The organism is Azospirillum sp. BE72 (genome assembly GCF_031455875.1).
GTDB lineage: Bacteria > Pseudomonadota > Alphaproteobacteria > Azospirillales > Azospirillaceae > Azospirillum.
Genome location: NZ_JAVDTO010000001.1, coordinates 465,022 through 486,950, shown reverse-complemented (window position 1 = coordinate 486,950; position 21,929 = coordinate 465,022). Strand labels below are relative to the sequence as shown.

Below are 21,929 nucleotides of genomic sequence, written 5' to 3'. Positions count from 1 at the left end.
CAAGCAGATTCAAAAGAACTTGCTCATGTATTCCAGCCGCTGACGGTCGGCGAGTTGCGACAACTCCAGCAGGTTGCGGCGCTTGGCTTCGTCCAGGCTCTGCTGGATGGCGGCGCGTTTCAGCTGGTCGGTCGCCTGCGCGTTCTTCCGTTCGGTTTCGCTGGAGTTGGTCAGCCCCAGCAGGATCGCCTCGCCCGACCCGTCCTGCGCACTGACGCCACGCGCGCCCAACCCGGCGCGGGTCTTGCCGACCGCCTGCCGCAGGGCGGCAAGCCGACGCTGCTCGGCGGAATCCGCCGCAGCGGTCAACTGTGCCAGCTGGGTTTGGGTATCGGTTTCCTTGGAGCGGACGGCCTGCTCCTGGCTGGCGCGCAGCTGCGCCAGCGTCTGCTCCTGGGAGGAGCGGAAATCGTCCATTTCCTTCGCCCGTGCCGCCGCCGCAGCAGCAGCGGCCTCCTCGTCCTTCTGGCGCTGAAGCTCCTGCTCCCGTTGACGCAACTCGGCATCATGCGCCCATTGGCGGGCCTGCGCTTCGGCCTCCAGCTGGGCCTGCTGCTGGCGGGCGACGGCTGCGGCCTGGGCGTTGCGTTCGGCCGCCGCCGCTTCCTCGCGGTACTTCTGTTCCAGGGCCGCCTGTGCCGCTGCGGCCTGCGCCGCGTCCTGCTGGCGCTTGTATTCCAGTTCGGCAGCGGCTTGTTGGGCTGCGGCCTGCTGTGCGGCGGCACCGGACTGGCCGGCATTGGCGCTGCGCACGGTGCCGATGACCGAGTTCGCCAGCGGCAGCGCCGTGGTCACGAGGGGAGCAATTCCACCCATCAGTCGTTCACCTTCAATTCCATGGTCACGGAAAGCAGCGTGAAGGGCAGCGGCGCATCCTGTTCGATGCGCCACAGCGGGACATTGGTGTCGTGGCGCCAGCCGAGCGCCCGCAACCGGCGGTCCCCCGACACGCGCGGCGGTACCCCGTCGGCTGGTTGCGGGCCCAGCCGGTGAAGCGGAAGTTCCTGCAACCCACGCCCCAGATCGACTCGCAGCGCCGCCGTCTCCTCCAGCCGGAAGGTGATGGCGACCAGCCGGACGATGTCGGCCCCGGTCGCCTGCCCCAGCAGGTTGGGCGGCAGCGGTTCGACCCGGTGGGTATAGGGCAGTCCGATCTCGACCCTGCGCGCCGGCGGGTCGAGCGTGATGCTGCCGGCCTGGACAGTGGCCGGGTTGCGCACCACCCCGTCGGCAACGACGGCGACCGTCCGTCCCTCCAGATGCGTCAGCCCGCCCCAAACCGCGGTTGCGTCCACCCGCTCGCCGGTGATCGCCGCGTCGAGATTCAGCGCATCGTCGAACCGCTCGACGGACCACACGCCGCGCCGCTCCACCAGCGTGTAGACTTCGTCACCCACCGCGGCGACGGAGCGGACCGCCCCATCGGTTTCCAGCAGGGTCCAGGCGGTGACATTCTCCGCCCGGTAGGCGGTCAGCGCCCCCAGCGTGCCGTCCTCCATCGCGACGAACAGCAGCCGGCGGTTCTGGTCGTAATCCTGGTCGCGCGGGCTGGACACCAGATGGCGGGCCAGCAGGGCGAGATCGTTCGCCTGATAGGCCGCCTCGGTGTCGGTATAGAGGAACTCGCGGATTTCGCGCCGGTTGCGCGGCACGAACAGCGTCGCCCCCTCCACATCGCGCGGCGGAATGGCGCGGTCCATCGGCGAGCCGATGCGCGTCTGGCGGTTGACCTGCATGCTCTGCGGGGTCAGCGGGTCGCCGGTCACCATGTACTCGGCGCCCGACGTGAAGACCTGCAGATGCCGGCCGGAAAAGACGGCGCGCACCGCGTTCACCTGATCGGACAGGATGCCGAACTCGATGGCCTGATCGTCCAGCCCCTCGCCCAGATCGAAGTTCCAGATCTGGGCGGAGCGCGACAGCCACAGCCGGTTGGGCAGGTCGCGCGAGCCGCCGATCACCAACCGGTCCTGGTGGAAGGCCGCCGACACCGGCCAGCCGCGCAATGCCGAGAAGGCCTGCTCCTCCCATTGCGTCGTCGGCTGGGTATCGGCCAGTGCTTCCTTGACCGTCGCGTTGACCTGGGTGGCCGATACCACGCCGGTCACCTGCAGTTGCTTGCCCTTGATGCGGATGCGGGTGCCGTCGTGGCGCGGGTCGAACACCGGGGCCGAGGCGGTGACGGTGATCGCCCCGCCGGTGCCGGACGGCGTCACCGTCACCGCCGGATCGCCGAAGCGGTGGAAGGGTGTCCGCACCAGTTCCCCTTCCACCGCAAAGGCCCACTCGGCCAGGGTCCAGGCCCCGTCGTCGCCACGCGTCAGCTTGCGCGGCGGCAGGTCGGGATGGCAGACCAGCAGCGTGTCGGCGCTCTGCGTCCAGGTGATCTGCGCCAGTTGCGTCATCGTCCAGGGCGCGGCAACCGACGCCAGCTTGCCCCCGCCCTGGAACACGTCGATCCAGCGGTCGGTGAAGACCAGCAGATAGGTCTGTTCGCTGTTCCGCTCGAACGCAACCAGCCGCCCGTCGCCGCGGGCCAGCGCGGTGAAGGCAAGGCCGGACCGCCGCGTCACCCCGCCGGTCGGGTCGATGAACAGGTTGCGCAGGGCCAGCGCGCCGTTGTCGTAGGCCTTGAGGTCGCCGCGCCCCAGCAGGCGGCGCGACACCTCTCCGGCGGTGAAGTTGGTCTTGACCTGATGCAGCCGTCCCATCACGCCCTCCCCATCACACTCTTGCTTCGATCAGCGTGAAGTCCTCGAAACCGGGCTGGGTGTCCTGCTGGGCGTCGATCTGGCGGGCACGGCGGAACTCGCTTTCGGCCAGCTGGGCCAGCAGCTCCGCCCGTGTCGAGCTTTCGGTCAGCGGCAGGCAGAACTCGGCGGCGAGCCGGGCGATCAGCGCCTGATCGAAGAAGGCAGGAAACTCCTCCTCCGCCGGACGGCCGATGTAGGACAGGGTGACGGCGCCGGCATCGCACAACAGCGTCCGGCCACTGATGCGATAGGACAGGCCGCGCCCCCGCCCGGCGCCGCCCGCCCCCAGCGCCCGCAGGAAATCGGCCGGCAGTTGGAAGGCGCAGGCATAGTCGGCGACCGGCGGTTCGGCCAGCCGCGGCAGCGTCGCCTGGACGCTGGCGAAGCTCCAGGCGTTGGCCGACAGCAGCGCGTCGCGCGTCGGCGCATAGAGGGCGGCGGCCACCTCCGCCTCGGCGGAGCCGTCGTCGAAGGAAGCGATGGCGGTGGCACCGAGCTTGATCAGCGCGCGGCCGCACAGGCCGATGGCGGTCAGGGCCATGGACGGTCTCCCTTTCCAGGGTTTCGGAAAGGCGCCGCCCTCCATGGTCGCCCTCCATGGTCGACGTGCGGCGCCCTTCCCCTTCGGCGGATCAGTCGCTGTTGGCGCTGCCGAACGGCGTCAGATTGGCGACGTCGACCGCCCCGTTGGCGCTGGCCGCCACCACCAGCACGCCGGTCGCCGGCGTGGCGGCGCCGACCGCGCAGTTCGCCAGCAGCATGTCGCCCACCCGCAGCAGGTCGGCCGCTCCGTTGAAATAGCCGACGGTGTCGATGTCGGTCGCCGCATCGGTCGTGGTGTAGTGCCAGAGCGTGAAGCCGTTCGCGTAGGCGAGCACGCTCAAATCCTTGGACGCATAGGCCATGGATCGAAGACTCCGGAATGTGGGGGATGCGAGTGAGAGGGGGGATCGCCCCCCGCTCAGCTCTCCAGGCAGCGCAGGGTCACCACGCCGGTGGTGTCGATCAGCGCGGCGCCCTGGCTCATCATGTTGTTGACGAAATGCGCCGCACGGTCGCCGTGCCAGGTGATGTCGGTCTTCACGTCGGCGCCCGCCGCATGGCCGACCGCCGTCTTGTGATACCAGTGGCAGAGCCGGACATTGCCGCTCAGCGTCAGACCGGAATGCGGCAGCCACAGCGTGCCGAGCCAGCGCTTGGCCTGGGTGCCGCGCCAGGGCAGCTCGTCGGAACCGACATAGTCGGAGCTGGCGAACTCCTCGATGCCCAGCAGCTGGCTCCACTGCTTCCAGCCGACGACGGCGAAGCGCTGGCCGTCGTCCGGCACATCGGCCTCGCCCATCATCTCGAAGGCGGCCAGGATCTTGGCCTTGGTCAGCCCGTCGGCGGCGCTGCCGGCATAGTTGACGGACTTGTTCAGTTCGGCGATCAGCAGCTCGTCGGTCTTGCGGCCCAGCGCATAGGCGCCGGCATTGGCGATGATCTGCCGCTCGTCGATGTTGGTCTTCAGCTCGTCCAGCCGGTCGACCCAGTCGCCGGCATAGAAATCATACAGCGCGCATTCGACCGGGGTGTGGTCCAGGTTCATCACCGGGACGGCACCGTGGCGCGACTTGGTGGAGGCGGCGCCCTTGCCGACCTTCTGGAAGACGGTGGAGGCGCCCTGCACGTTGTTCTTGCTGCGCACCGTGTTGCGCAGCTTCGAACCCATGCGCTGGTAGGCCTCGTGGACCTCGCGCTCGAACTGCTTGACGAACGCCTGGGCGATGCTGGTCGACATAAGGATTTTTTCCTTTCGCGTTCCTGCGGATCCCGCGACGGCGTGGCGGGAGGAATCGTTCCGCCACCCGGTTGTCGGAGATGCGCGCAAGGCGCAGCGCCGGCCGCGGGCGAAACGCAAAAACGAAAAGGGCCGGCCGGACTTTCAAGTGTCCAACCGGCCCTTTTCGGACCGAAGCGAGGGGAGAGCTGTGGGTCTGTCTGGCATCGAGGTCCAGGGGCGGACCTGTCGCCTTGACGAGATTGATTCTAGGATTTTATGCGGGGGCAATCAAGGACTATTTTCACACGAGGTGTCTGCTGGCGGTCGCCCCCACCCTGACCCACCCCCCTCAGTGCCGAACCGGCCCCGCCACCCAATGGCTGACGATGGTCTCCGCCTGGGCCGGCGGGATTTCCGGATGGTGGTAGCGGTAGACGGTGACCGCCGCCTCCAGCGCATAGCGTTCCGGCTGGCCGCAGCGGCACAGGCCGGAATAGCAGCGCTGCACCGCATCGCGGCAGGCGATGGCGTCGACGATCGGCTGCTCCGCCTCGGGGAAACGGGGATCGGTCATGGACGCTCCTCCTCATCCAGGGGCACGCCGTAGATTTCCAGCCGGTGGCCGACGATCTTGTAGCCGAGTTCGCGGGCGATGCGCTCCTTCAGCGCCTCCAGCTCCGGGCTGGCGAACTCGATGATTCGCCCGGTGCGGGTGTCGATCAGGTGGTGATGGTGGTCGGCCGACGCCTCCTCGTACCGCGCACGGCCGTCGCCCAGGTCGACACGCTCGATCACCTGCGCGTCTTCCAGCAGCCGCATGGTGCGGTACACCGTGGCGATCGAAATGCGCGGGTCGATCTGCACGGCCCGGCGGTGCACCTCCTCCACATCGGGATGGTCGTCGGCGTCCGACAACACCTGCGAGATGACGCGGCGCTGCCCGGTCATCTTCAGCCCCTTCTCCATACACAACGCTTCCAGACGCGACGTCATCACCCCAACCCTGGTCTTTGCTTCCCGAGACCCCCATCATACTGAAAACCGTTCGCAATCCCAGAGCGGTTTCGCAGCGACGGAAAGTCGCTGAACCCGCCGGCGCCACCCCTGGCCCGGCCAAGTTGGAGGACTCACCCGCATGACCCGTGCCCACCCGCCCCGGATCGGGACGACGCAGGCCCTGCTGATCGCCGGCCTGTCGCTGTTCGCCGCCCCGGCCCTGGCCCAGCAGTCGGCCCCGGCTCCCGCTCCCGCCGCCCAGGCCGCCGTCGCCGATGCCCAGGGCAAGCCGCTGGGGACCGTCACCTTCACCCGCTTCCCGCACGGCATCCTGGTCCACGGCCAGCTCGAAGGACTGCCGCCGGGCTGGCACGGCATCCACATCCACGAAAACGGCGCCTGCACGCCCGACTTCAAGGCGGCCGGCGGCCATTTCGCCGCCCAGGGCTCCAAGCACGGGCTCGAGGCCGAAAAGATGCATTACGGCGAGCTTCCCAACATCTGGGCCAACGAGGCGGGCAAGGCCGGGTTCGAGGCTATCACCCACATGGTCACACTGACCGACGGGCCGGACGGCCTGTTCAAGCAGGGCGGCACCTCCATCGTCGTCCATGCCCAGCCCGACGACTATCTCAGCCAGCCCGCCGGCAACTCGGGCGACCGCATCGCCTGCGGCGTCATCAAGAAGCCGTAAGCACCTCCTGAACCGCCCCGGGGCGCGACCATTTGCCGCGGCGTCGCGGCGGGGATTCGCGCCCCTCCCCCACGCATCCTGACCGGCGCACCCCTGCCGCGCACCGAGTTTGCTTGCCAAATCAAGCCACCGGCCCTATCTGTCCGGGGTCGGACGGCGCCCGGCGCCGCGCAGGACTTGCGCGCGCCCGGATCGCCCGCCGCCCGACGGCTCCGCGCCAACCCGCCGCGGAGCGCGCAAGCCCGGCCGCTCCCTCCTGGCGCGGCCCCCATTTTGGTGACCAGGACCATCGCTTCCATGACCGAATTCTCCGGCCTCGGCCTGATCGAGCCTCTTCTGCGCGCCGTCGCGGAGGAGGGATACTCCACGGCCACGCCGATCCAGGCCGGCGCCATCCCGCTCCTGCTGGCCGGCCGCGACGTTCTGGGCCTCGCCCAGACCGGCACCGGCAAGACCGCAGCCTTCACGCTGCCCATCCTGCAGCGGCTGTTCCAGAACAAGAAGCGCGTGGCCGCCAAGTCGCCGCGCACGCTGATCCTGACCCCGACGCGGGAACTGGCGCTGCAGATCGGTGACAGCTTCACCACCTACGGCCGCCATCTGCCGATCCGCCGCACCGTCATCCATGGCGGCGTCGGGCAAAGCCCGCAGGTCGCCGCCATCGCCCGCGGCGTCGAGGTGCTGATCGCCACCCCCGGCCGCCTGCTCGACCTGATGGCGCAGAACCACGTCAATCTCGGCGCGATCGAGGTGTTCGTCCTCGACGAAGCCGACCGCATGCTCGACATGGGCTTCATCCGCGACGTGCGGAAGGTGGTCGCGGTGCTGCCGAAGGAACGGCAGACGCTGCTGTTTTCCGCCACCATGCCCGACGCCGTGGTCGAACTGGCGCACAGCATCCTGACCGATCCCGAGCGCATCGAGGTGACGCCGCAGTCGACCACGGTGGAGCGCATCAACCAGCGCGTCCTGTTCGTGGACCGCAGCGACAAGCGCCGCCTGCTGGCCGACCTGCTCGAAGACTCCGCGATGGCCCGTACCATCGTCTTCGCCCGCACCAAGCACGGCGCCGACCGCATCGCCGACCACCTGAAGAAGGCGGGCATCGCCGCCGACGCCATCCATGGCGACAAGTCGCAGTCGGCCCGCGTCCGCGCACTGGAAAGCTTCCGCGCCGGCGAGTTGCGGGCGCTGGTGGCGACCGACATCGCCGCCCGCGGCATCGACATCGACGGCATCAGCCACGTCATCAACTTCGACCTGCCGAACGAGCCGGAAAGCTACGTCCACCGCATCGGCCGGACCGCCCGTGCCGGCACCGACGGCAGCGCGGTGTCCTTCTGCGACCATGAAGAGGTCGGTTACCTGAAGGACATCGAAAAGACGATCCGTCAGCCGATCCCGGCCGACACCGACCACCCCTACCACGCGGTCGACGTGGCGCAAATCCACGCCTCCAGCAAGCCGCCGCCCCGCCCCAAGGCGCCGGGCAGCAACCGCAACCAGAACAATCGCAACCAGCAGCAGGCCCGCCCCAGAAACGCTGGTTCCAACGCCGCACCGAAGCCGCCGGCCCCCGCCAAGGCTGCACAGCCGAAGCCTGTCGCGTCGGCCGCCAAGGTCCCGCAAAAGGCCGGCAAGCCGACCGGCGCGCCGCGGCCGGACGCCGCCCGCAACGACCAGAACCGGCATGACCGCCGTCCGGCTCCGCATGCCGTTTCGCACGGCAACACCCATGGCAATAACAACCATGGGGGCGGCAAGCAGGCCCCGCGCGCGGCCGGAACCCCCGGCGGCAACACGCCGATGCGCCGCAAGCCCAGCGCCGCCTGATCCGCGCAGCGCCAGGAAAGAAAAAGGCCCCGTCTCTCGCCGAGACGGGGCCTTTTCCGTTCGGAAACGCAGTCGTCAGCCCTGGGCTTCCGCGGCATGCGCCGCCTGCACCGCCGGACGGGCGCCGACACGGTTGCTGAAGGCGACCAGGTTCGGGACGGCCGACAGATCGAAGCCGATGCGCGGCATCCAACTCAGCACCGTGTAGGCGTAAGCGTCGGCGACGGTGAAGACGTCGCCGGTCAGGTAGGCGTTGCCCTCCAGCTGCTGGTTCAGCACCGACAGCTTGCCGCTCAGCACCTTGGCGGCGAACTCGCGGTGGGTGTCGGACACCACGTCTTTCAGCATCGGGAACAGCGGCACGACGCCCTTGTGCAACTCCGACCCGATGAAGCTCAGCAGTTCCTGGACACGATAGCGCTCCATCGTGCCGGCCGGCGGAATCAGGCCGCTGCCCGGCACCTTATCGGCGATGTACTGCACGATCACGGCGCCCTCGGTCAGGATACCACCCTCGTCGAGCACCAAAGCCGGCACCTGCCCCTTCGGGTTCACCGCCCGGAAATCGCTGCCGTCGGGCAGGGTCTTGGTCACCAGATCGACCTTCACCAGCTCGAAGGGCAGCCCGGCCTCGCGCAGGACGATGTGCGGCGACAGCGAGCAGGCGCCCGGCTTGTAATAGAGCTTCATGTCTCCGGAACCCCGTTTGGGTGTTGGTGGTTGGAGCGGAAGGGGTAGCGCAGTCCGCCGGCCGCCGCCAGCCCCCTCCCCGCCCCTTCCTCACCGCTTCACGCCGCCCGGATCGAGGTGGCGAGCGACGCCACCTCGCTCTGCAGTTGGGCGGCACTCCGGCGTACGACGTCCAGCCGCCGTTCCATCGCCTCTGCCGCGGAACCGGAACCATCGGCGACGGCGCGCACCCCCTCGACCGTCGCCGCCAGATCGCGGGCTTCCTCCGCCGTGGTCTGGATCCGGCCGATGATCGACTGGGCGGCGACGCCCTGCTGCTCGATCGCTCCGGCGATTCCCACGGTCACCTCGTTCATGCTGCCGATGGTGTCGACGATCTCGCCGATGGCCTGCGCGGTGCGCCGGGACGAAGCCTGGATGTCCGCCACCTGCCGGGCGATGTCGTCGGTCGCCCGCGCGGTCTGGCTGGCCAGTTGCTTGACCTCGCCGGCGACGACGGCAAAGCCCTTGCCCGCCTCCCCGGCCCGCGCGGCCTCGATGGTCGCGTTCAGCGCCAGCAGGTTTGTCTGGCTGGCGATGTCGCCGATCAGGCGAGTGATGTCCTCGATCTGGGCGGCAGTGCCTTCCAAGAGGGAGACGATCTCCCGTGTCGCCGACGCCTGCCGGCTGGCGGTGGAGACGATGCCGGTGGCGCGGTCGAGCTGTCCGCGGATGATGCCGGTCGATCCGGCGAGCTGATCCGCCGCCACCGTCATGTCATGCGCCCGTTCCACCGCCCCACCGATGGACCGCAAGGCCTCACCCAATTGCACGCGCGTGCTGCCGATGGTGGAGGCGACGGCTTGAGAGTCGCCGCTCAGCGCATTGGATGCCGTCAGGATCTGGTCGGCAGAGGTACCGATCACCGCGTGCAGCCTGCCGGCCACATCGGCGAGGGTCCGACGGCGCTCCTCAGCCGCACGTTCCTCCGTCGCCCGCTGCTCGGCCGCCAGCAACTCGGCCCGGCGGCGGGCCTCCTCGGCGGTGGCCAGCGTCGCCTCCAGGCTGTTCAGCAGGCCCTGCCCCTTCCAGGCGACTGCCACCAGAACCGTCACCTCCACCAGCACCGCCACCGCGTGGTAGAGCACCCGCACAAGGTTCCCGCCTTCCGGCAGCAGGGCATAGGGCAGGGCGAAATTCAGGACCAGATGATGCCCGGCTACAGCCAGCGTCGCCATCACCAGCGCGCCGACATCGATGAAGGCGATCAGCGCCGCCAGATTGGCGAAGAACAGGAAATGCAGATCGACCTGCCAGGGCTGTCCCTGCCCCACGGCGACGACCAAGGCGCTCTGAAGCATCAGCGCCACCGCCGACAGGCTGCGCCGCGTGGCGCCATTGGCTGAGAGCCGCCCCAGCGTCGCGCCGGCCGTGACCAGCAGTGCCAGAGCCGGAATGACCCACCCCCTGTCCATCGACCAGGAGAACAGGGCCAGGATCGGCACATAGCTCCACAGATAGGCGAGAATCGCCCGCTCACTGGCGGCGCGCAGGCGGTCGAGATTGTTCATGGAGTGGCTCCGGGTCAGGACGGCATACGACGCCGGTCCGCGCATCCGGCAAGAAGCGGATCGAGCAGCAGCCAAGCGCCATGCCGGTAAAGAGAAGCGGCGAAGTCAGGGTGGGCCGACCGTGCGACGACGATGTTCGCGAAGGGGCCGCCACGCAGCGGGGTTCCACCCGCCGCCGCCACACGTGCCATCGCCTCGGCCAGTGTGGTACCGGGAGCGAACACCGCGGCGACCGGCTCGGCCGGATCACCCGCGCCGGAAGCGGCCACCGGCAGGGCGGCGGCACCGGCCACCAGCAGAAGGACGGCGGGAAGATAGGAACGGATCATCGGCGGCAGACATCCATGCGCATACGATCGGATTTGTTCACAGTGACCGTTACGCAGCGCCTGCACGCCTGGATCTCGGGCCTGGCCTAAAATTCGATCCGCAACAAGGCGGCTGTGCCAAGCGGATGATGCCTATGACGGCATCCGAACCCAATCGTTGCGGATGATCTGCGGCGCTGAACACATTCACGGAACAGGGCGCAATAATGTGCAGACTGGGGAATTTGTATTTCATCAACGCCGCCCTTGGTGTTTCCCCCAATGGCGACGGATGACCTCTTCCACATCGCGTGACAGAGGCGAAAAGAGCAGGCCAGTTCTTTGAAGGACAATAACCGTTTGATGCCAGCCCACCAGCCGAACGCCAGCATCGCGTCGACAGGGGTGGGCTAGGGATACCGGCGGGCCGAGGCGGTCAGACCGCTTGAGCAGCCAGCTTCCTGGCTTGGCGGTCGATGAACCACCAGGCACCACGCGAAGCCACGCTGCACAGCCGTGTGTGCGGCTTCAGGCCACAGGCCTTGAACACCATGGCGATGGCGCGGTCGACGTGCTTGCGGCGGTAGCGGCCGAATGCGCGGCGCTTGTAGGCGGCGTTGTAGACCTTGTGCTCGTACGCGGCATTGGCCGGAGCGTTGGCGGCGTAATAGGCGTAGGCCAGCTCGTCATCCTCGGACTCGCCGATGCGCGACAGCGCCACCTTCAGGCGCTGGACCTTGTTCAGCCCTTCACGGTCCAGGTATTTCTTGGCATAGGTGTAGAAGATCTTGTAGTGGCGCAGTTCGTCAGCAGCGATGTTGCGGCAGATCTCCTTCAGCACCGGCTCGTCGGTCGAGTCGCCGATGGCGGCGTAGTAGGAGCTGGTGCCGGTTTCCACCATGCAGCGGGCGATCATCTCGCCGGTGCGCGATCCACGGACCGAGGCGTCCAGATCGATCGGCACGCGGTAGCCAGCGCGGAAGCGCTCCACCGCCGCCCGGAAATCGAAGGTCGGATCGACCAGCTCGGCCCAGCGGCCCAGCGCCTCGCCATGCTGGACCTCCTCGACCGCCCAGCCGCGGGCGACCTCCTGGAACTCCGGATCGTCATTGAAGACGTTGCACAGATAGGCCGTGTAGTCGTCGGCGTTGAATTCGACCAGAGCCGCCGCCTTGATCAGAGGGACCAAGTCGGGATCCACCCGGCCGGCATCGAAACGGTCCCAGGGAAGCTCATCGATCCGCCAATGCGCACGCGCCATGTTCCGCTCTGCCGCCTCGTCTTGGGCCGCCCTGACGGCGGCCGTGTCCAGTATCGGGTAGGGTCTGCTCCCGTGTCCCCACCAGTGCCGTCGGGGTGCGGCGGGGTTTGCGGTTCAGGCCTTCGAATGTAATTCGTCTTTTCGGCGATGCAACCAAGTCGCAACGGAAACGGGCGGCCTGGAAGCCCAAGCCGCCCGTTTGACCGAAGAGATGTATGCCGTCTGCGCCGGAAGAACCCTGGGCCGACGGACTTTCCGCTCAGTGAGCGGAGGACTGGCTCAGCGCGTCCAGCTTGGCGCGTGCAACGGCCAGCTTGGCCTCCGCGGCGGCACGCTCGGCGTCCGACTTACTGTCGTCCAGATCCTCGGACAGGTCCTTGATCTGCTTCTCGACCGCGGCGCGGTCCAGGTCGGTCAGCGCCACCGCTTCCTCGGCCAGCACGGTGCAGCGGGCCTCGGTGACCTCGGCGAAGCCGCCGGCGACGAAGACGCGGTCGACCACGCGGTCGCCCTCATAGACGTCGATGACACCCGGACGCACGGTCGAGATCATCGGCGAATGGCCGGCTAGCACGCCGAAATCGCCTTCCGAACCCGGCACCACGACCATGTCCACGGGCTGCGACTTCAGCAGCTTTTCCGGCGAGACCAGCTCGAATTCGACTTTATCGGCCATGGGTTTCCTGGTGCCTCTTCATAGGAACCCCCTCCCCCGATGACGGGGGGAGGGGGTGTGCTGATGTCGATTTCCGCCTGGCTTTCTCAGGCCCCTTCACAAGGCCGATGGAGTCGGGTCGGAATGCCGCAATCCCGGATCGGGATCAGGCGGCGGCCAGCTTCTTGGCCTTGGCGATCGCCTCGTCGATGGTGCCGACCATGTAGAAGGCGGCCTCCGGCAGGTGATCGTAGTCGCCGTTCACGATGCCCTTGAAGCCCTTGATGGTGTCTTCCAGGCTGACCAGCACGCCCGGGGTGCCGGTGAACACCTCGGCGACGTGGAACGGCTGCGACAGGAAGCGCTGGATCTTGCGGGCGCGGGCCACGACCAGCTTGTCCTCTTCCGACAGCTCGTCCATGCCCAGGATGGCGATGATGTCCTGCAGCGACTTGTAGGTCTGCAGAACCTTCTGCACCGAGCGGGCGACCGCGTAGTGCTCCTCACCGACGACGCGCGGGTCGAGGATGCGGCTGGTCGAGTCGAGCGGGTCCACGGCCGGGAAGATGGCCATTTCGGCGATCGAGCGCGACAGCACCGTGGTGGCGTCCAGGTGGGCGAAGGAGGCGGCCGGGGCCGGGTCGGTCAGATCGTCGGCGGGCACGTAAATGGCCTGCACCGAGGTGATCGAGCCCTTCTTGGTCGAGGTGATGCGCTCCTGCAGGGCGCCCATGTCGGTGCCCAGCGTCGGCTGGTAACCCACCGCCGACGGGATGCGGCCCAGCAGAGCCGACACTTCCGAACCGGCCTGGGTGAAGCGGAAGATGTTGTCCACGAAGAACAGCACGTCCTGGCCTTCCTCGTCGCGGAAATATTCCGCGAGCGTCAGGCCGCTCAGCGCGACGCGGGCGCGGGCGCCCGGCGGCTCGTTCATCTGGCCGTACACCAGGGCCACCTTGGAACCCGGGCCGTCGAGCTTGATGACGCCCGACTCGATCATCTCGTGGTAGAGGTCGTTGCCCTCGCGGGTACGCTCACCCACGCCGGCGAACACCGACACGCCGCCGTGCGCCTTGGCGACGTTGTTGATCAGCTCCATGATCGTCACGGTCTTGCCGACGCCGGCGCCGCCGAACAGGCCGATCTTGCCGCCCTTGGCATAGGGAGCCAGCAGGTCGATGACCTTGATGCCGGTGATCAGCACTTCGGCGTCCGTCGACTGGTCGACGAAGTCCGGGGCCTGACGGTGGATCGGCAGCGAGCGGGCGGCGTTGACCGCGCCGCGCTCGTCGATCGGCTCGCCGATGACGTTGATGATGCGGCCGAGCGTCTCCGGGCCGACCGGCACGGCGATCGGCGCGCCGGTGTCGCTCACCTCGGCGCCACGCACCAGACCGTCGGTGCTGTCCATGGCGATGGTGCGGACCGTGCTCTCACCCAGGTGCTGCGCCACTTCCAGAACGAGGGTCTTGCCGTCGTTCTGGGTGTGCAGCGCGTTCAGGATCGCCGGCAGGTCGCCGTCGAACTGCACGTCCACGACGGCGCCCGTGACCTGCGTGATCTTGCCGACAGAATTGGTGGTGGCCATGGAGTAAAGCTCCCTAGGAACTCGGTAAGTGTCGGTATGCCGTCGCCGGCGCAAATAGGCTGGGCCCTACGTGTCGGATGCGGCCGTTACAGAGCCTCGGCACCGGAGATGATCTCGATCAGCTCCTTGGTGATGTAGGCCTGGCGCGTCCGGTTGTAGGTGATCGTCAGCTTGTTGATCATGTCGCCGGCGTTGCGCGTCGCGTTGTCCATCGCGGTCATCCGGGCGCCCTGTTCGGACGCTGCGCTCTCCAGGAGGGCGCGGTAGATCTGGATGGACAGGTTGCGCGGCAGCAGTTCGGCGAGGATCTGCTCCTCGTCCGGCTCGAACTCGTACATCGCCTTGGCTTCCGAACCGGCGGCCTCGGCGGCCTCGGTGGCGACGGCGAAGGGGATGAGCTGCTGAACCGTGACGATCTGGGAGATCGCCGACTTGAACTTGTTGAAGACGACCGAGCAGACGTCGAACTCGCCGGCATCGAACATCGCCAGCACCTTCGTCGCCACCATGTCGGCGTCGCTGAAGCCGAGCCGGCGGCGGCCGACATCCTCGTAGCTCTCGACGATCAGGGAGGCGAACTCGCGCTTCAGCTGGTCGCGGCCCTTGCGGCCGACGGTCAGCAGCTTCACGGTCTTGCCTTCGCTCTGCAGGCGCGTGATCTGGCGCTTGGCCTCACGGACGATGGAGCCGTTGAAGGCGCCGCACAGACCGCGGTCGGAGCTGATGACGACCAGCAGATGCACCTTGTCGGCGCCCGTCCCGGTCATCAGCTTCGGGCCGTTGCCGCTGTCCTGCACGTTGGCGGCCAGGGAGGACAGCATGCGGCCCATACGCTCCGCGTAGGGACCGCTGGCTTCCGCCTGGTCCTGAGCGCGGCGCAGCTTGGAAGCCGCAACCATCTTCATGGCCGAGGTGATCTTGCGCGTCGACTGGACGCTCGAGATCCGGTTCTTTAGGTCCTTGAGGTTAGGCATGCCGGCCCTTCAATTCCGCTCGAGGTCGTTCCGTGACCGTCTCTACAAGACGGTGGGGGGCGGTTTCCCGCCCCCGCGCGCGGTCGGTCAGGCGAAGACCTTGGCGAAGCCGTCGAGGAACGCCTTCAGCTTCTCTTCGGTCGCCGAGGTGATCTGCTTGTCGGTGCGGATCGCCGCCAGGATATCGGCGCCCTTGGCGCGGATTTCCGACAGGAACTTGGCCTCGAAGCGGTTCACGTCCTCGACGCGGATGGCGTCCAGGTAGCCCTTCACGCCGGCGAAGATCGACACGACCTGCTCTTCGACGGGCAGAGGCTGGAACTGGCCCTGCTTCAGCAGTTCGGTCAGACGGGCGCCGCGGGCCAGCAGGCGCTGGGTCGAGGCGTCGAGGTCCGAGGCGAACTGGGCGAAGGCGGCCATCTCGCGGTACTGCGCGAGTTCCATCTTGATGGTGCCGGCGACCTGCTTCATCGCCTTGATCTGGGCGGCGGAGCCGACGCGGCTCACCGACAGACCGACGTTGATGGCGGGGCGGATGCCCTTATAGAACAGGCCGGTTTCCAGGAAGATCTGACCGTCGGTGATCGAGATCACGTTGGTCGGGATGTAGGCGGACACGTCGCCGGCCTGGGTTTCGATGACCGGCAGGGCGGTCAGCGAGCCGTTGCCATGGGCGTCGCCCATCTTGGCGGCGCGCTCCAGCAGGCGGCTGTGGAGGTAGAACACGTCGCCGGGATAGGCTTCGCGGCCCGGCGGGCGACGGAGCAGCAGCGACATCTGACGGTAGGCGACGGCCTGCTTGGACAGATCGTCGTACACGATCAGGGCGTGCATGCCGTTGTCGCGGAAATACTCGCCCATCGTGCAGCCGGTGTACGGCGCCAGGAACTGCAGCGGAGCCGGCTCCGACGCGGTGGCGGCGACGACGATGGAGTATTCCATGGCGCCGGCGTCTTCCAGGGTCTTGACGATCTGGGCGACGGTGGAGCGCTTCTGGCCGACGGCGACGTAGATGCAGTAGAGCTTCTTGCTCTCGTCGTCGCCCTGGTTGATCGGCTTCTGGTTCAGGAAGGTGTCGATGACGACGGCGGTCTTGCCGGTCTGACGGTCACCGATGATCAGCTCGCGCTGGCCGCGCCCGATCGGAACCAGGCTGTCGACGGCCTTCAGGCCGGTCTGCATCGGCTCGTGCACCGACTTGCGCGGGATGATGCCGGGGGCCTTCACCTCGACGCGCTTGCGCTCGACGTTGACCAGCGGACCCTTGCCGTCGATCGGGTTGCCCAGGCCGTCCACCACGCGGCCCAGCAGGCCACGGCCGACCGGAACGTCGACGATGGTGCCGGTGCGCTTGACGGTGTCGCCTTCCTTGATGCCGCGGTCGTCGCCGAAGATCACGATACCGACATTGTCGGTCTCGAGGTTCAGCGCCATGCCCTGCAGGCCACCCGGGAACTCGACCATTTCGCCGGCGCGGACGTTGTCCAGGCCGTGCACGCGGGCGACGCCGTCACCCACCGACAGGACCTGACCAACCTCGGCGACATCCGCCTCGGTCCCGAAATTCGCGATCTGCTGCTTGAGGATCGCAGAGATTTCTGCGGCGCGGATATCCATCAGACTGATCCCCCTGAGGCCTTCATGGCGAGTTGCAATTTGTTCAGCTTCGTGCGCACCGAGGTATCGACCATGCGCGAGCCGAACTTAACGATCATGCCGCCGATCAACTCCGGATCGACGGAGGTGTTCACCAGCACCTTGGAACCGATGGACGCCTTGAGCGCGTCGATCACGGCGGCGCGCTGGGCGTCGTTCAGCGGCTGGGCCGTCGTGACCTGCGCCGTGACCTCGCCGCGACGCCGGGCCAGTTCGGCCAGGAAGCCGTCGATCATCCCGTCGATCGAGAACAGGCGACGGTTGGCCGCCACCAGCCCGATGAAGCGCTTGGTCAGATCGGACACGCCGGCGCTGTCCAGGACAGCGGCCATGGCCTTGCCCTGATCGGCGCGGCTGATGACGGGGCTGCGGACGAGGCGACGGAGGTCAGCGCTCTCGGCCAGGATCTGCTTCAGCGTGGTCAGGTCGCTCGCGACCGTGTCCAACGCCTGGTTTTCGTCCGCAAGCTCGAACAGCGCGATGGAGTAACGCGCGGCGAGTTCGGATACGCCTGTTCCTTCGGATGCCACCTGATCCCTCGAATTGAGTTCGGTAGACGGTGAATTCGGCGGCCTTATAGGGTGTCAACCCGAGGCACAAACACCCCGGCCGCGAAAGCGAGCGGTCCAATATCACAGGAATCGCGCCTACGCAACGGGGTCTGGACAATTTGACTGCGGCGTTTTGAGCAACTGCGGAATCATTGGTCGCAACTGCGTTCGCCAATGACTCGAGTCGGGCTCGACTGGTCATACCGGCTGTGACTTCGATGTGGCCCCAATCTCGGCTTAATTCAAGGTTAACCAATCTGATCCACGGTCGTACCGAACCGCCCAGCCGGCCGATCCGCCACCGTTTTCGGTCGTTTCGCCATGCTAGAGGCCGGTCCAGAGAGACCAGGGGCCCTTCCGCCATGACCATCATGCCGACGTTCGATCCTAGTGCCGATGCCGTTGCCGACACCGCCGCGATCGCCGATGCCGGCACCGGATCCCGGCCGTCGAACGTCATCCAATTCTGCCGCGCCCGTTTCACTCCGGAAGACCTGGACGCCTTCTCCGCAGTCGCCGAACCCAAGCTGAGCCACGGCCATTGGGCCGGCGTGCTGCGCGAGTCGGGCCGCGACCATGACCGCCTGCTGGTGCTTCTGCCGGAGGTGGACCGCCCCGTCTTCCGCTTCGAACGCGACGCCAAGGGGCGCTACAGCCTGTCCTTCCACGACCGTTCCGGCTGGTACGGCATCGGAGCCGGCGACAGCGCCGCGGAATGCCTGTCGATCTGGCGCCCGCGCCGCCCGCGGACGCCGTGACCGCCGGATGGCCCGGGAAGGGCGGCTTCCAATTTTCACCATGTAGAAAAAGGGCGTGCGGCATCCCGCCGCATGGGTTCCACTGTCGGACCGGACGACCTGCCGGCGCCATCCCCGCCTATCGGTAGACCCCGACCGCCAGCATGTAGGGCTTGCCGTTCAGCACCAGGCGGCGGGCGTGCATCGTCTTGCGCGCAACCTGTCCGGTCAGCGGATCGATCCACTGATAGGTGACGTCGGTGCGTCCATCGCGCGCCACCCCGGCCAGCGCCTCGCGGATGAAGGGCTTGCCGTCGACGTCGCGCAGATCCCGCAGGTCCGACCCGTTCAGCGTCGCGGTCCAGCCATGAGCGATCATCACGCCGTTGTCGTCCAGCAGCATCGGGTAGAGGTCGCGGTCGATGTAAGCGCTATCATGGGCGGCAAAAGCTTCGGCCGCCGCATCCGGACCGATCCGCTCCAGCAGATGCTGGGCACGGTCGATCATGGTCAGCGCCTCGGCATCCGTGCCGCGGGTATGGGCCGGCGCGCCGGCGGCGAAGGCGATGACCACCAGCAGCAGAAGAACCGGCAGCACGGTCAGCAGGGTTTGACGCTGTACGCGCAGACGAAGCTTGGAGATCATGCCGACCATCAGCCTGAACCTGTGCCTGTGGTGTTTGGGTCCGGGAAGGATGTTTCGATTCGGAACCATCCCGGCCGTGGTAATACCGTGACCGCCGCCGCGCAATGGACCAAACGTCACAGGTGCCATGCCCGGCCCTCACGGCGACCGATGCGGGTCAATTCGCCGCAGCTTCGCCGGACGGCACTAAGGACGCCTAAAGGAAGCTGTAGGGGTCGACATCGATCTGCACCCGGATGGCCGGCGGGATCTCCACCCGGTCCAGCCATTCCGCGATCAGCGGCTGCACCTGGGTGCTGCGCGGCGCCTTCAGCAGCAGGCGGCGGCGATGCCGCCCGCGCAGCAGGGCCAGCGGCGCCGGAGCAGGACCCAGCACATGGACGTCGTCGCTGCGCGGGGCGGCACGGCCCAGCGCCATCGCCACCCGCTCCACCAGCGTCGAGTCCTCGCCGGACACGATCAGCGCCGCCAGCCGGCCGAAGGGCGGCATGCCGGCCTCCAGCCGCATCTCCGCCTCCAGTTGATAGAAGCCGTCGCGGTCGCCGGCGGCCAGCGCCTGCATCACCGGATGCTCGGGCATGAAGGTCTGCAGCATCACCCGCCCCGGCCGCTCGCCGCGCCCGGCGCGCCCGGCGACCTGATGCAGCAGCTGGTAGGTGCGCTCCGCCGCCCGCAGGTCGCCGCCGTTCAGACCAAGGTCGGCATCGACCACCCCCACCAGGGTCAGCATCGGGAAATGGTGGCCCTTCGCCATCACCTGGGTGCCGATGATGATGTCCAGTTCGTGCCGGCCGATGCTCTCCACCATCTCCTGGATGGCGCGCGGGCCGTGCAGGGTGTCGGACGCCATGATGGCGGCGCGGGCCTCGGGGAACAGCTCCGCCACCTCCTCTGCGATGCGCTCCACACCGGGACCGCAGGCGGCCATCGTGCCCTCCTCCCCGCATTCCGGGCAGGCGTGGGGCAAGGGCTGCTGCAGGCCGCAATGGTGGCATTGCAGCTTGCGGGCGAGCCGGTGCTCGACCAGCCACGCCGTGCAGTTCGGGCATTGCATGCGGTGGCCGCAGGCACGGCACAGGGTCAGCGGGGCATAACCGCGGCGGTTCAGGAAAAGCATCGCCTGCTCGCCTCCCGCCAGCGTGTCGGTCAGCGCCTTGCGCAGGCTGGGGGCCAGCCAATGCCGGGCCGGCGGGCGGTCGCGCCGCAGGTCGATCAGTTCGACATCGGGCAGCACCGCGCCGCCATGGCGGGCCGGCAGGGCGATGCGGGCATAGCGGTGGCTGTCGGCGTTGACCTTGGTCTCCAGCGACGGCGTGGCGGAGACCAGCGCGATGGGCAAGCCTCCCAGATGCGCCCGCGCCACCGCCATGTCGCGGGCGTGGTAGATCGCCCCCTCCTCCTGCTTGTAGGCGGAGTCGTGCTCCTCATCGACGATGATGACGCCCAGGTCGGGATAGGGCAGGAACAGGGCGGAGCGCGCGCCGACCACCACCGGCACCTCGCCCTTGGACACCGCGCGCCAGGTGTCGCGGCGCTGCGCCCCGGTCAATTCCGAATGCCATTCCGCCGGCGGCGCGCCGAAGCGCCGGGCGAAGCGGTCGAGCCACTGCGCCGACAGCGCGATTTCCGGCAGCAGCACCAGCGCCTGTTTGCCCTGCTCCAGCGCCGCCGAGATCGCCTCGTAATAGACCTCCGTCTTGCCCGACCCGGTGACGCCGTCGAGCAGCACGGTGGAGTAGCGCCCCGATGCCACCCGCTCGCGCAGATCGTCGGCCGCCGCCCGCTGGTCGGGCGACAGGGTGGGTCCGGGCCTCTGCCAGTCCGGCCGGCCGAGCCGGGTCGGCTGCAGCATCACCGGCTCCAGCAGCCCGGCCTCCGCCAGCCCGCGCACCACGGTGACGCCGCAGCCGGCCTCGTCGGCCAGCTCCGCAGGCGTGCGCGGCGGCCCATCCTCCAGCAAGGCCAGGATGCGCTTGCGCGGGTCGGTCATCTTGAAGCCGGGCGGCGGCTCGGCACCTGGCTTACGCAGATAGGCCAGCATCGGCTTGGCCGGCTCCAGCGCCGCCGGCACGCTGACTGCCATGCGCAGGACGAAGCCCGGCGGCGTCATGGTGTAGGCGGCGACCCAGTCGACGAAGCGGCGGCCGACCTCGGTCATCGGCGGCACGTCGAACCGGCGCACCACCGGCTTCAGCCGGCCGGACTCCAGCGTCCCGGCGCCCGGCCGCCAGACGACGCCGATCACCCGGCGCGGCCCCAACGGCACCTCGACGTAATCGCCGGCGACAAGCACCATCCCGTCCGGCACGCGATAGTCGTATGCCTCTCGGAGCGGCAACGGCAGCAGAACGGCGACGCGCCGGTCCGGCCCGCCAAGCTGCGTCTTTGCGGGAACTTCGGCGGTTTCACGCACAAAATCGCCTTCGGGCTGCCCGGTTTCGGGCGCATCCCCAAGAAGATCCCCCTGAATGCCCGGGGCGGAACTGGCGGAAGTCGAACGCATCGGCTAGAGTGGCCTCATGTCCCGGGCACCGGGCGGGACGGCGCGTCGGTCAGCTTTCCGGCGCGGCCGGTTCCGGTCAACATCAGCAAGCATGGACCCTTCGTCATGAAGTTCTTCGTCGACACCGCCGACATCGCCGAGATCCGCGATCTGGCCGATACCGGTCTGCTGGACGGTGTTACCACCAACCCCTCCCTGATCGCCAAGTCCGGCCGTCAATTCCTCGACCTCGTGGCCGAGATTTGCGACGTCGTCAATGGCCCGGTCAGCGCCGAGGTGGCGTCCACCGACTTCGAGACCATGCTCGCCGAGGCCCACAAGATCGCCAAGATCTCCCACCGCGTCGCGGTGAAGGTGCCCCTGACCCCGGCCGGCCTGAAGGTCTGCAAGATCATCTCGTCCGAAGGGACGATGGTCAACGTCACGCTGTGCTTCTCCCCCGCCCAGGCGATCCTGGCGGCCAAGGCAGGCGCCAGCTTCGTGTCGCCCTTCGTCGGCCGGTTGGACGACATCGGCCAGGACGGCATGGGCATCATCAAGGACATCTGCGAGATCTATAACAATTACGACGCCTTCAAGACCGAGGTGCTGGTCGCCTCGATCCGCAACCCGATGCACATCGTCAAGGCCGCCCGCCTGGGCGCCCATGTGGTGACCGCGCCGGCGTCGGTGCTGAAGCAGCTGTTCAACCACCCGCTGACCGACAAGGGTCTCTCCCAGTTCGTCGACGACTGGAAGAAGACCGGCCAGTCGATCCTGTAAGGCGGGCCGG

Annotated in this window: 22 protein-coding genes; 4 read left to right on the top strand and 18 right to left on the bottom strand. The window is 67.9% G+C overall.

Annotated elements, in window-relative coordinates; all coding sequences use genetic code 11:
- Positions 1 to 9 precede the first annotated feature (9 nt).
- From J2Y49_RS02405 to J2Y49_RS02375, 7 genes are all read right to left on the bottom strand, one after another.
- Positions 10 to 816, bottom strand: a complete 807-nt coding sequence (locus J2Y49_RS02405; RefSeq protein WP_310111814.1) for a hypothetical protein — start codon at positions 814 to 816, stop codon at positions 10 to 12.
- On the bottom strand, positions 816 to 2,711 hold the full coding sequence (locus J2Y49_RS02400) for a hypothetical protein (RefSeq protein WP_310111812.1): 1,896 nt from the start codon (positions 2,709 to 2,711) through the stop codon (positions 816 to 818). Before J2Y49_RS02400 ends, J2Y49_RS02405 begins: the two co-directional genes overlap by 1 nt.
- Before the next feature lie 13 nt (positions 2,712 to 2,724).
- Positions 2,725 to 3,294 carry a hypothetical protein gene (locus tag J2Y49_RS02395; RefSeq protein ID WP_310111809.1) on the bottom strand — a complete coding sequence of 190 codons (570 nt, stop codon included), beginning with the start codon at positions 3,292 to 3,294 and terminating at the stop codon, positions 2,725 to 2,727.
- Between the two features lie 91 nt (positions 3,295 to 3,385).
- Positions 3,386 to 3,658, bottom strand: a complete 273-nt coding sequence (locus J2Y49_RS02390; protein WP_310111807.1) for a hypothetical protein — start codon at positions 3,656 to 3,658, stop codon at positions 3,386 to 3,388.
- A gap of 56 nt (positions 3,659 to 3,714) precedes the next feature.
- Positions 3,715 to 4,533 carry a phage capsid protein gene (locus tag J2Y49_RS02385; protein WP_194909743.1) on the bottom strand — a complete coding sequence of 273 codons (819 nt, stop codon included), beginning with the start codon at positions 4,531 to 4,533 and terminating at the stop codon, positions 3,715 to 3,717.
- A gap of 331 nt (positions 4,534 to 4,864) precedes the next feature.
- A complete protein-coding gene (locus J2Y49_RS02380) occupies positions 4,865 to 5,089 on the bottom strand; it encodes a hypothetical protein (RefSeq protein ID WP_194909746.1) in 225 nt (74 codons plus the stop codon).
- The gene (locus J2Y49_RS02375) at positions 5,086 to 5,508 is read right to left on the bottom strand and encodes a Fur family transcriptional regulator (RefSeq protein ID WP_310111803.1); all 423 of its coding nucleotides are present in this window, start codon (positions 5,506 to 5,508) and stop codon (positions 5,086 to 5,088) included. Before J2Y49_RS02375 ends, J2Y49_RS02380 begins: the two co-directional genes overlap by 4 nt.
- Before the next feature lie 142 nt (positions 5,509 to 5,650).
- On the opposite strand from J2Y49_RS02375, the gene J2Y49_RS02370 reads away from it, so the two are divergent.
- Both J2Y49_RS02370 and J2Y49_RS02365 read left to right on the top strand, forming a co-directional pair.
- Positions 5,651 to 6,205: a superoxide dismutase family protein gene (locus J2Y49_RS02370; protein WP_194909748.1), complete on the top strand. Its 555-nt coding sequence runs from the start codon at positions 5,651 to 5,653 to the stop codon at positions 6,203 to 6,205.
- 297 nt (positions 6,206 to 6,502) lie between these two features.
- Positions 6,503 to 8,038 carry a DEAD/DEAH box helicase gene (locus J2Y49_RS02365; protein WP_310111799.1) on the top strand — a complete coding sequence of 512 codons (1,536 nt, stop codon included), beginning with the start codon at positions 6,503 to 6,505 and terminating at the stop codon, positions 8,036 to 8,038.
- A gap of 75 nt (positions 8,039 to 8,113) precedes the next feature.
- Here J2Y49_RS02365 and gstA read toward each other — a convergent pair whose 3' ends face one another.
- The 9 genes from gstA to J2Y49_RS02320 form a co-directional block, all read right to left on the bottom strand.
- A complete protein-coding gene (gstA, locus tag J2Y49_RS02360; protein WP_310111798.1) occupies positions 8,114 to 8,728 on the bottom strand; it encodes a glutathione transferase GstA in 615 nt (204 codons plus the stop codon).
- Between the two features lie 98 nt (positions 8,729 to 8,826).
- Positions 8,827 to 10,278 carry a methyl-accepting chemotaxis protein gene (locus tag J2Y49_RS02355; protein ID WP_310111794.1) on the bottom strand — a complete coding sequence of 484 codons (1,452 nt, stop codon included), beginning with the start codon at positions 10,276 to 10,278 and terminating at the stop codon, positions 8,827 to 8,829.
- 14 nt (positions 10,279 to 10,292) lie between these two features.
- The gene (locus tag J2Y49_RS02350) at positions 10,293 to 10,607 is read right to left on the bottom strand and encodes a hypothetical protein (RefSeq protein WP_310111792.1); all 315 of its coding nucleotides are present in this window, start codon (positions 10,605 to 10,607) and stop codon (positions 10,293 to 10,295) included.
- 415 nt (positions 10,608 to 11,022) lie between these two features.
- Positions 11,023 to 11,847: an acyl-ACP desaturase gene (locus J2Y49_RS02345; protein ID WP_310111790.1), complete on the bottom strand. Its 825-nt coding sequence runs from the start codon at positions 11,845 to 11,847 to the stop codon at positions 11,023 to 11,025.
- Between the two features lie 259 nt (positions 11,848 to 12,106).
- The gene (locus tag J2Y49_RS02340; protein ID WP_310111788.1) at positions 12,107 to 12,523 is read right to left on the bottom strand and encodes a F0F1 ATP synthase subunit epsilon; all 417 of its coding nucleotides are present in this window, start codon (positions 12,521 to 12,523) and stop codon (positions 12,107 to 12,109) included.
- A 145-nt stretch (positions 12,524 to 12,668) separates the two neighbouring features.
- A complete protein-coding gene (gene atpD, locus J2Y49_RS02335) occupies positions 12,669 to 14,090 on the bottom strand; it encodes a F0F1 ATP synthase subunit beta (protein ID WP_310111784.1) in 1,422 nt (473 codons plus the stop codon).
- A gap of 86 nt (positions 14,091 to 14,176) precedes the next feature.
- Entirely contained in the window at positions 14,177 to 15,064 is an 888-nt protein-coding gene (locus J2Y49_RS02330) for a F0F1 ATP synthase subunit gamma (protein WP_310111781.1), read from the bottom strand.
- Positions 15,065 to 15,151: 87 nt separating this feature from the next.
- Positions 15,152 to 16,681, bottom strand: a complete 1,530-nt coding sequence (atpA, locus tag J2Y49_RS02325) for a F0F1 ATP synthase subunit alpha (protein ID WP_014248784.1) — start codon at positions 16,679 to 16,681, stop codon at positions 15,152 to 15,154.
- Positions 16,681 to 17,250 carry a F0F1 ATP synthase subunit delta gene (locus tag J2Y49_RS02320; RefSeq protein ID WP_310111775.1) on the bottom strand — a complete coding sequence of 190 codons (570 nt, stop codon included), beginning with the start codon at positions 17,248 to 17,250 and terminating at the stop codon, positions 16,681 to 16,683. Before J2Y49_RS02320 ends, atpA begins: the two co-directional genes overlap by 1 nt.
- Before the next feature lie 383 nt (positions 17,251 to 17,633).
- On the opposite strand from J2Y49_RS02320, the gene J2Y49_RS02315 reads away from it, so the two are divergent.
- Positions 17,634 to 18,029, top strand: a complete 396-nt coding sequence (locus J2Y49_RS02315; RefSeq protein WP_310111773.1) for a hypothetical protein — start codon at positions 17,634 to 17,636, stop codon at positions 18,027 to 18,029.
- 118 nt (positions 18,030 to 18,147) lie between these two features.
- On the opposite strand, the gene J2Y49_RS02310 is transcribed toward J2Y49_RS02315, so the two are convergent.
- Both J2Y49_RS02310 and J2Y49_RS02305 read right to left on the bottom strand, forming a co-directional pair.
- Positions 18,148 to 18,663, bottom strand: coding sequence for a cache domain-containing protein (locus tag J2Y49_RS02310; protein ID WP_310111771.1), 516 nt, complete (start codon positions 18,661 to 18,663; stop codon positions 18,148 to 18,150).
- 187 nt (positions 18,664 to 18,850) lie between these two features.
- On the bottom strand, positions 18,851 to 21,067 hold the full coding sequence (locus tag J2Y49_RS02305; protein ID WP_310111768.1) for a primosomal protein N': 2,217 nt from the start codon (positions 21,065 to 21,067) through the stop codon (positions 18,851 to 18,853).
- Positions 21,068 to 21,262: 195 nt separating this feature from the next.
- On the opposite strand from J2Y49_RS02305, the gene fsa reads away from it, so the two are divergent.
- Positions 21,263 to 21,919, top strand: a complete 657-nt coding sequence (gene fsa, locus J2Y49_RS02300; RefSeq protein ID WP_085090287.1) for a fructose-6-phosphate aldolase — start codon at positions 21,263 to 21,265, stop codon at positions 21,917 to 21,919.
- The last annotated feature ends 10 nt before the right edge of the window (positions 21,920 to 21,929 follow it).

Coding starts and splice junctions, on each gene's coding strand:
- J2Y49_RS02405 (WP_310111814.1), bottom strand. CDS start 816: ATGGGTGGAATTGCTCCCCTCGTGACCACGGCGCTGCCGCTGGCGAAC.
- J2Y49_RS02400 (WP_310111812.1), bottom strand. CDS start 2,711: ATGGGACGGCTGCATCAGGTCAAGACCAACTTCACCGCCGGAGAGGTG.
- J2Y49_RS02395 (WP_310111809.1), bottom strand. CDS start 3,294: ATGGCCCTGACCGCCATCGGCCTGTGCGGCCGCGCGCTGATCAAGCTC.
- J2Y49_RS02390 (WP_310111807.1), bottom strand. CDS start 3,658: ATGGCCTATGCGTCCAAGGATTTGAGCGTGCTCGCCTACGCGAACGGC.
- J2Y49_RS02385 (WP_194909743.1), bottom strand. CDS start 4,533: ATGTCGACCAGCATCGCCCAGGCGTTCGTCAAGCAGTTCGAGCGCGAG.
- J2Y49_RS02380 (WP_194909746.1), bottom strand. CDS start 5,089: ATGACCGATCCCCGTTTCCCCGAGGCGGAGCAGCCGATCGTCGACGCC.
- J2Y49_RS02375 (WP_310111803.1), bottom strand. CDS start 5,508: ATGACGTCGCGTCTGGAAGCGTTGTGTATGGAGAAGGGGCTGAAGATG.
- J2Y49_RS02370 (WP_194909748.1), top strand. CDS start 5,651: ATGACCCGTGCCCACCCGCCCCGGATCGGGACGACGCAGGCCCTGCTG.
- J2Y49_RS02365 (WP_310111799.1), top strand. CDS start 6,503: ATGACCGAATTCTCCGGCCTCGGCCTGATCGAGCCTCTTCTGCGCGCC.
- gstA (WP_310111798.1), bottom strand. CDS start 8,728: ATGAAGCTCTATTACAAGCCGGGCGCCTGCTCGCTGTCGCCGCACATC.
- J2Y49_RS02355 (WP_310111794.1), bottom strand. CDS start 10,278: ATGAACAATCTCGACCGCCTGCGCGCCGCCAGTGAGCGGGCGATTCTC.
- J2Y49_RS02350 (WP_310111792.1), bottom strand. CDS start 10,607: ATGATCCGTTCCTATCTTCCCGCCGTCCTTCTGCTGGTGGCCGGTGCC.
- J2Y49_RS02345 (WP_310111790.1), bottom strand. CDS start 11,847: ATGGCGCGTGCGCATTGGCGGATCGATGAGCTTCCCTGGGACCGTTTC.
- J2Y49_RS02340 (WP_310111788.1), bottom strand. CDS start 12,523: ATGGCCGATAAAGTCGAATTCGAGCTGGTCTCGCCGGAAAAGCTGCTG.
- atpD (WP_310111784.1), bottom strand. CDS start 14,090: ATGGCCACCACCAATTCTGTCGGCAAGATCACGCAGGTCACGGGCGCC.
- J2Y49_RS02330 (WP_310111781.1), bottom strand. CDS start 15,064: ATGCCTAACCTCAAGGACCTAAAGAACCGGATCTCGAGCGTCCAGTCG.
- atpA (WP_014248784.1), bottom strand. CDS start 16,681: ATGGATATCCGCGCCGCAGAAATCTCTGCGATCCTCAAGCAGCAGATC.
- J2Y49_RS02315 (WP_310111773.1), top strand. CDS start 17,634: ATGACCATCATGCCGACGTTCGATCCTAGTGCCGATGCCGTTGCCGAC.
- J2Y49_RS02310 (WP_310111771.1), bottom strand. CDS start 18,663: ATGGTCGGCATGATCTCCAAGCTTCGTCTGCGCGTACAGCGTCAAACC.
- fsa (WP_085090287.1), top strand. CDS start 21,263: ATGAAGTTCTTCGTCGACACCGCCGACATCGCCGAGATCCGCGATCTG.